This window comes from Actinosynnema sp. (assembly GCF_052038725.1).
Genome location: NZ_JBQGCX010000004.1, coordinates 1 through 1,650 on the forward strand (window position 1 = coordinate 1; position 1,650 = coordinate 1,650).

General features: G+C 75.5%; 2 protein-coding genes and 1 pseudogene. 2 read left to right on the forward strand and 1 reads right to left on the reverse strand.

What is annotated here, in order from left to right; all coding sequences use genetic code 11:
- Nucleotides 1-255, forward strand: a pseudogene (locus ACTUAL_RS00030) (hypothetical protein); the annotation flags it as partial.
- Nucleotides 256-261: 6 nt separating this feature from the next.
- Here ACTUAL_RS00030 and ACTUAL_RS00035 read toward each other — a convergent pair.
- Nucleotides 262-813 carry a GNAT family N-acetyltransferase gene (locus ACTUAL_RS00035; RefSeq protein ID WP_440898808.1) on the reverse strand — a complete coding sequence of 184 codons (552 nt, stop codon included), beginning with the start codon at nucleotides 811-813 and terminating at the stop codon, nucleotides 262-264.
- Nucleotides 814-939: 126 nt separating this feature from the next.
- On the opposite strand from ACTUAL_RS00035, the gene ACTUAL_RS00040 reads away from it, so the two are divergent.
- A complete protein-coding gene (locus ACTUAL_RS00040; RefSeq protein ID WP_440898809.1) occupies nucleotides 940-1,623 on the forward strand; it encodes a hypothetical protein in 684 nt (227 codons plus the stop codon).
- The last annotated feature ends 27 nt before the right edge of the window (nucleotides 1,624-1,650 follow it).

Here is a 1,650-nt window from a genome sequence, read left to right on the forward strand (position 1 = left end):
GTCATCAGCGCCCTGGAGGGGTCGCCGGAGCTGCGGCGGGTCAGGCAGGAGGCGGACCGGCGCTTCAGCGACGCGTGCCTGGAGGCCCTGCTCCCGCACGCCCGCGCGGACGGCCTCCCCGCCGCCGCCATGCCCGCGATCCTCGGCGCCATGGGCGGGGTCTCGCGCGGCCTCGTCGCGGGGGAGTGCACGCCGGACGAGGGGCGCGAGGCGCTGCGGGAGGTCATCGCGGCGCTCGTGCCGGGCGGCGGGTGAGGGCGCTCAGCCCGCGGGGTCCGCCGTGATCCGGGAGTAGACGAGCACGTCGGCGCGACGGTCGCCGAGGGTCAGGAAGCTGCGCAACCGCCCCTCCAGGAGGTAGTTGTTCAGCTCCAGCACACGCTGCGAGGCGTGGTTGTCCGGCTCCACCCACGCCTCGACGCGCGCGAACCCGCCCGCGCCCAGGCCCCACGCGGTCAGCAGCGCGATCGCGCGCGGGGCGAGGCCCTGGCGCCGGGCTGCGGGGACGATCCAGTAGCCGATGCCCGCGACGCCCCGCTGCGGGCGCGTCATCAGGTTGATGTGGCCGACGGCCTCGTCGGCGCCCTGGCGGGCGATCGCCAGCGAGATCCCCTGCCCGGAGGTGAGCCGGGCGTGCTGGCGGGCGAGGTAGGCGCGGCCCTCCTCCTCGGTGTAGCGCGCGGGCACGGTGGTGCCCAGCGGGATCGTGGGGTCCTGGGACGCCTGCTCGACGCACCGCAGGTCCCCGTCGTGCCACGGGCGCACGCGGATGACGCCGTCGTCGAGCGGGGGAGGGTAGGCCAGGGTGGTCACAGTCGGCCATTCGAGCACAACTCGGCGTGACGGCCCAGCGGAATAAGTGGAATCACGAGACACGATCACTTCAGTGCAAGCTGAAAAGAACTTGCGGCAGGAATCGACCGGCAGCACGCTGCCCGGATGCGCCCGTTCTCCCGCCGGTGGATGTTCGACCTGGTCGACCCCCGTGACCGCGTCCGCGCCCGCGCCCTGGCGCGCCACCGCGAGCTGGTGGCGCGCTGCGAGGCCGCGCTGCTCGACTGCCACGCCGCCTGGAGGTCCTCCCACCGGGCGGACGAGGGGGAGCGGGAGGTCGCGGTCGCGAGGCGTTGCTGGGCCGTCTACCGGGAGGCGCGGGGGAGGACCGTCCACGGGCTGGTCGACGCGTTCCGCGAGGCGCCCGACGACGCCGCGCGCGCCGAGCTGTGGCCGTTCGCCGTGCTGTTCCTGCGGTGGGAGAACCGCTGCCCCGACGAGTGGGGCGCGCCCGCGTCCAGCCAGTGGTCGGCCTGGACGACGAAGGGGCACCTGCTGCTCGACCTCGCGCGGCGCGGCGTGCCTGGGGGAGGGGAGGGGGTCGAGCTGGTGGTCGCCGCGCTGGAGCGGCCCTACCGGTGCAAGGACTGGGTGTTCGCGCGCGTGGCGCGGCGGGTCGACGGGCCCGAGCTGCGCGAGCGCCTCGGCGGGCTGGCCGGGCGCGAGCCACGCGCCCGGTTCGTGCTCGACCTCCTCGACCGGCCCGAGCTGCCCGCCTCCAGGGGGGCGTGGGCCCGGTGGCGCGCGGCCGACCCCGCGTCCTCCGCCGCGCCCACCCCTGCGGAATAAGTTGGAATCACGAGTCACGATGATTTC